Annotated in this window: 6 protein-coding genes and 1 pseudogene; 1 reads left to right on the top strand and 6 read right to left on the bottom strand. The window is 69.4% G+C overall.

The window, feature by feature from the left end:
* The 5 genes from ACFPZL_RS09525 to efp form a co-directional block, all read right to left on the bottom strand.
* Positions 1-1,359 (bottom strand): dihydroorotase (locus ACFPZL_RS09525; RefSeq protein WP_382335220.1); only part of this gene is annotated, 1,359 nt, incomplete at its 3' end.
* On the bottom strand, positions 1,356-2,321 hold the full coding sequence (locus ACFPZL_RS09520; protein WP_218113655.1) for an aspartate carbamoyltransferase catalytic subunit: 966 nt from the start codon (positions 2,319-2,321) through the stop codon (positions 1,356-1,358). The genes ACFPZL_RS09520 and ACFPZL_RS09525, both read right to left, overlap by 4 nt.
* Complete coding sequence (gene pyrR / locus ACFPZL_RS09515; protein WP_218113656.1) at positions 2,318-2,878, bottom strand: bifunctional pyr operon transcriptional regulator/uracil phosphoribosyltransferase PyrR; 561 nt, start codon at positions 2,876-2,878, stop codon at positions 2,318-2,320. The genes ACFPZL_RS09520 and pyrR overlap by 4 nt, the downstream gene beginning before the upstream one ends.
* A gap of 241 nt (positions 2,879-3,119) precedes the next feature.
* A complete protein-coding gene (gene nusB, locus ACFPZL_RS09510) occupies positions 3,120-3,536 on the bottom strand; it encodes a transcription antitermination factor NusB (RefSeq protein WP_218113657.1) in 417 nt (138 codons plus the stop codon).
* 17 nt (positions 3,537-3,553) lie between these two features.
* Complete coding sequence (gene efp, locus ACFPZL_RS09505) at positions 3,554-4,117, bottom strand: elongation factor P (protein WP_218113658.1); 564 nt, start codon at positions 4,115-4,117, stop codon at positions 3,554-3,556.
* A gap of 159 nt (positions 4,118-4,276) precedes the next feature.
* Between efp and ACFPZL_RS09500 the strand changes: the two genes are divergently transcribed.
* The gene (locus tag ACFPZL_RS09500; RefSeq protein ID WP_218113659.1) at positions 4,277-4,840 is read left to right on the top strand and encodes a thioesterase family protein; all 564 of its coding nucleotides are present in this window, start codon (positions 4,277-4,279) and stop codon (positions 4,838-4,840) included.
* A gap of 24 nt (positions 4,841-4,864) precedes the next feature.
* Here the strand turns inward: ACFPZL_RS09500 and ACFPZL_RS09495 are convergent.
* Positions 4,865-5,377, bottom strand: a pseudogene (locus ACFPZL_RS09495) (hypothetical protein); the annotation flags it as partial.

The following is a 5,377-nucleotide window of genomic DNA, read 5'->3' as shown; positions in this document are numbered from 1 at the left end:
GCGCGCGACCGTCTCGGCGTCGACCGGGCTGTCCCCCTCGAACGTCGGATAGCCGTGGCGCAGCGTGAGGGCGACGCGGCCGGGCAGTTCCATGCCGAGGAACGGCGAGTTCCCGCTGCGGCCGTGCAGGCGGCCGAGGTCGAAGACGCTCGTCCCGGCCGGGTCGACGAGCACGAGGTCGGCGACCTGCCCGGCGTCGAGCGATGCCGGGTGACCCTCGAGCCGCCCGATCTCCGCGGGAACGTGCGAGAGCAGCCGCTCGAGCTCCGCCCAGCTCGTGTGCCCTTCGTTCACGAGGGCGAGCAGCGCGATCGGCAGCGCGGATTCGAGGCCCACCATGCCGAAGGCGGCCGCGTCCCACTCGCATTCCTTGGCCTCGGAGGGATGCGGTGCGTGGTCGGTCGCGATGATGTCGATGATGCCCTCGGCGACGGCCGCGCGCAGGGCGCGCACGTCCTCGTCGCGGCGCAGCGGCGGGTTCACCTTGTAGCGGGCGTCGTAGCTGCGAGCCAGCTCCTCGGTCAGGATCAGGTGGTGCGGGGTCACCTCGGCCGTCACCTGCACGCCGCGGGCCTTCGCCCAGCGCACGACCTCGACCGATCCCGCGGTCGAGAGGTGGCAGATGTGGAGGCGGGCGCCGATGTGCTCGGCGAGCAGCACGTCGCGGGCGATGATCGACTCCTCGGCGACCGCGGGCCAGCCCTTGAGCCCGAGCTCGCTCGAGAGCGCGCCCTCGTTCATCTGCGACCCCTCGGTGAGGCGGGGATCCTGCGCGTGCTGGGCGATCACGCCGTCGAAGGTCTTCACGTACTCGAGCGCGCGGCGCATGAGCAGCGGATCGTGCACGCACTTGCCGTCGTCGCTGAAGACGCGGACCGCGGCGCGCGACTGGGCCATCGCCCCGATCTCGCTCAGCCGCTCCCCCGAGAGATCCTCCGTTACCGCGCCGATCGGACGCACAGTGGCGTAGCCTGCCGCGTCGCCCAGTGCCTGCACCTGTTCGACGACGCCGGCGGTATCCTGCACCGGCATGGTGTTGGCCATCGCGAACACGGTGGTGAAGCCTCCCGCGGCGGCGGCGCGCGTGCCGGTCAGCACCGTCTCGCTCTGCTCGAAGCCGGGCTCGCGCAGGTGGGTGTGGAGATCCACCAGGCCCGTCATGGCGATCAGGCCGTCGGCCTCGATCACGCGCTCGCCGTCGTTCGCCTGAAGTCCGCCCTCAGCGTGGGCCTTGCGCTCAACGATGCGGCCATCGGCGATCCGCAGATCGACCGGGCCGGCAGCGGCGGGATCCTGCCCGCGCTCGGTGAGTTCCGCCGCGATCCTCGCGCCGCGGATGAGGATTCCGGGGTTGCTCATGCTTGTGTCTCTCTTTCACCGCTCAGGAGCAGATACAGGGCCGCCATGCGCACGGAGACGCCGTTCGCGACCTGCTCCAGCACCGTGGAGCGTTCGCTGTCGGCCGCGGCCGACGAGATCTCGAGGCCGCGATTCATCGGGCCGGGGTGCATGACGATAGTGCGTTCGGGCAGTGCGGCGAGGCGCCCGTCGTCGAGACCCCAGTTGCGCGCGTACTCGCGCTCGTTCGGGAAGAAGGCGGCGTGCATCCGCTCGCTCTGGATGCGGAGCATCATCACGACGTCGGGCGCGTCCTCGCGCAGCGCCTCGTCGAGCGAGTGCCGCACGGTCACCGGCCAGGTCCGTGCGCCGTAGGGCTGCAGGGTCTCGGGCGCGACGAAGGTCACGTGCGCACCGAGCGTCGTGAGCAGCCACAGGTTGCTGCGCGCCACGCGCGAGTGCGCCAGATCCCCGACGATGACCGCGCTCACGCCGTCGAGGTCGCGGCCCCGGCTGCCTGCAAGGTCCTCACCGAACAGCCGCCGGCGCATCGTGAAGGCGTCGAGCAGCGCCTGCGTGGGATGCTCGTGAGTGCCGTCGCCGGCGTTCAGCACGCCCGCATCGATCCAGCCGCTGCTCGCGAGGCGCGCGGGGGCGCCGGAGCCCGGGTGCCGGATCACGACCCCGTCGGCGCCGATCGCCTGCAGGGTCTGAGCGGTGTCCTTGAGCGACTCGCCCTTGCTGACGGAGGATCCCTTCGCGCTGAAGTTGATCACGTCGGCGCTCAAGCGCTTGGCGGCCGCCTCGAAGGAGATGCGCGTGCGGGTGCTGTCCTCGTAGAAGAGGTTGACCACGGTCTTGCCGCGCAGCGTGGGCAGCTTCTTCACCTCGCGCTGCTGGGTGGCCGCCATGTCCTCGGCGGTGTCGAGGATGCGCAGGGCGTCGTCCTTCGCGAGCGTGCGCGTGTCGAGCAGGTGCCTCATGCGCCGGCCCCCGCGCTCGAATCGGCCAGCGCGCTGATCGCGACCTCGTCGACGCCGTCGATCTCCTCGAGTCGCAGCGAGATGCGCTCGTTCTTGGCGCTCGGCAGGTTCTTGCCGATGTAGTCGGCCCGGATCGGCAGTTCGCGATGGCCGCGGTCGATCAGTGCGGCGAGTCGCACCGCCCTCGGGCGGCCGTGGTCGTTCAGCGCGTCGAGCGCCGCGCGCACCGTGCGGCCGGAGTAGAGCACGTCGTCGACGAGCACCACGGTCGCGCCGTCGATGCCTTCGACCGGCATCTCGGTGGGCTGAGACGGGCGGGTGGGGTTGTGGGCGAGATCGTCGCGGTACATCGTGATGTCGAGCTGATACGCCGGGATGTCGACGCCCTCGATCCGGGAGATGTTGGCTGCGATCCGCCTCGCGAGCAGAGAGCCCCGGGTCGGGATGCCGACGAGCACCAGGCCCTCGGCGCCTTTGTTCGCCTCGATGATCTCGTGCGATATGCGGGTGAGAGCCCGCGCGATCTCAGTGCTTTCGAGCACGATGCGCGCTGTCAATCCACCGCCCCCCTTCCGCGCCTCACCGGACGCCGTTAAAGAAGTGCTGTTTCAACCTGTTCAGTCTAGCGCATCGGCGGGGACCTCCGGCTCCGCATGCAGCGCGCCGAGCGGGAAGAAGACCAGGAATGCCACGAGCACGATCATCGCGGCGATGGTCGCCTGCACCCATGCAGAGCAGGACGGGCCCACCTTTCTCGCTCGCCTCTCGATCTGGCAGACTTCTCGCCTCGAGCCTCGGTCACGCCCCCGCGTGCAGCGCGATCTTGCCCAGCACCCCGTTCACGAAGCGCGCCGAATCATCGGTCGAGTACTCCTTGGCGAGTTCCACCGCCTCATCGATGGCGACGGCCGTCGGCACCTCGGGGTTGTGCAGGACCTCCCAGGCGCTGAGCCGCAGCAGGGCTCGGTCGACGTTCGGCATCCGATCCAGCGTCCACCCCTGCGCGTAGCTCGCGATCAGCTCGTCGATCTCGTCGCGGTGATCCGCGACACCATCGACGATCTCGCGCGCGTACAGCCACGAGGCCATGCGATCAGGCTCTCCTGCAGCCCGCTTCGCCTCGGCCTCGACGATGGCCTCGAGCCTCTCGCCGCGCACGTCGGCCTGGAAGAGCATGTCGAGCGCGCGCTTGCGCGCCTTCGTACGTGCAGACATTCAGTGTGCCGCGGCGCTCAGTCGTTGACGCGGCCGAGGTAGTCGCCCGTCCGCGTGTCGACCTTGACCCTGGTGCCGGTCTCGAGGAACAGCGGCACCTGGATCTCGGCGCCGGTCTCGACGGTCGCGGGCTTCGTGCCGCCGGTCGACCGGTCGCCCTGCAGACCGGGCTCCGTGTAGGTGATCTCGAGCACGACGCTCGCGGGCAGTTCGATGTAGAGCGGCTCGCCCTCGTGCAGCGCGATCTGCACGTCCTGGTTCTCGAGCATGAACTTCGAGGAGTCGCCCACGACGGCGCCCGAGACGGTCAGCTGGTCGTAGTCGCTCTTGTCCATGAAGACGAAGTCGGCGCCGTCCTGGTAGAGGTACTGGAAGTCGCGGCGGTCGACCGTGGCGGTCTCGATCTTCGCGCCCGCGTTGTAGGTCTTGTCGATGATCTTGCCCGAGACGACGTTCTTCTGCTTGGTGCGCACGAACGCACCGCCCTTGCCCGGCTTCACGTGCTGGAACTCGACCACGCTCCAGAGCTGGCCGGCCTCCTTGATGACGGTGCCGTTCTTGATGTCGTTCGAGGTTGCCATACGAGCTGTTCTCCGAGTTCTTCGAGGTGCGAGCGCGAAATCGCGCCGATCCAGTCTACATGGACGCATGATCCGTGAATCCGGACTCTATCTCATACCTCCGCCTAGGGTTCGTACAATCGGCATGCGCGCTCGTCCCGCCGCTCCTAGGATCACCCCATGCATATGCTCGTACGCACGCTGTGGCACTTCTTCTTCGTCGGAACGCGCGGGCCGCGGCTCCGCCTCGAGGCGGTCTCGCGCTCCCGCTTCCGGGTCTGGCCCACCGACCTCGACGCGCTCCGCCACATGAACAACGGGAAGTACCTCTCGATCATGGACGTCGCCCGCTTCGATCTGATCCAGCGCACCGGCGTGCTGCGGACCTTCAAGCAGGAGGGCTGGTACCCGGTCGTCGTCGGGCAGACCATCTCCTACCGCAAATCGCTAAACCCGTGGCAGCGATTCTGGATCGAGTCGAGGATCCTCGGCTTCGACGACCAGGCCGTGTACGTGGAGCAGCGCTTCGTGCGGCCCGATGCTCAGCGCCGCCCTGAAGTCCACGCGCGCGCGATCGTTCGGGCGAGGATCCTCCGCCGCACCGGGGGCGTCGTCCGCGTCGACGAGCTCATCGAGAAGGTCGGCGCGGATCGGTCCGACTTCCACGTCCCCGACGAGATCCTGGCGTGGGCAGGGGCCACGCGGCTTCCCTCCACCCGCGAGGACGCCACGAGCATCTGGTGATCGGCGGATCGGTGCGGCCGGGGATCATGCGCGCGGCGAGCGTGCGCCGAGGTGCGGGCCCTGGCTTCCGATCTCCCGAGCGGTGATCCGTATCGACCCGGCGTCGTAGACGTGACGAGCCGCGAGACGCCCCTCGGCGAGCATTCCGGCGAGCCAGGTGAAACTGCCCCGCCCGTCGCCGCCGTCCAGTGGCGCCTCCCCTTCGATCGCGCGCATCAGCTGCAGCATGAGCATCTCCGGCAGCGTCGCGTGCGGAGCGCTGTGCGTGAAGTTGAGACCGAGGGTCTCGGGTTCGGGCGACGCCGGGATCAGGCGAAGCGTCCACACCGCACCCGTGGCGGTGTTCTGCGCGACAGGGACCTGACCGCCGGGATCCGACGGTGCGAGATCGAGCAGGCCGAACTCCCTGGCGACCTCGGCGGCGAGCACGAGCGGACCGGGATCCGCCGCGAACGGGCTGCCCGGCCGCAGCGATGCCGCACGGAATGCCGCCTGCCAGGCCTCGGCGCCGAGCCCGTGAGGAGCCGGCACCGGTGC

The organism is Leucobacter soli, from assembly GCF_042659205.1.
Classification (GTDB): Bacteria; Actinomycetota; Actinomycetes; order Actinomycetales; family Microbacteriaceae; genus Leucobacter; species Leucobacter soli.
The sequence above is the reverse complement of the archived record's forward strand: the minus strand, read 5'-3'. Positions and strand labels throughout refer to the sequence as shown.

Excerpts from the sequence above, each read along its gene's own strand:
- ACFPZL_RS09520 (WP_218113655.1), bottom strand. The coding sequence starts at position 2,321 with ATGAGGCACCTGCTCGACACGCGCACGCTCGCGAAGGACGACGCCCTG.
- nusB (WP_218113657.1), bottom strand. The coding sequence starts at position 3,536 with ATGTCTGCACGTACGAAGGCGCGCAAGCGCGCGCTCGACATGCTCTTC.
- efp (WP_218113658.1), bottom strand. The coding sequence starts at position 4,117 with ATGGCAACCTCGAACGACATCAAGAACGGCACCGTCATCAAGGAGGCC.
- ACFPZL_RS09500 (WP_218113659.1), top strand. The coding sequence starts at position 4,277 with ATGCATATGCTCGTACGCACGCTGTGGCACTTCTTCTTCGTCGGAACG.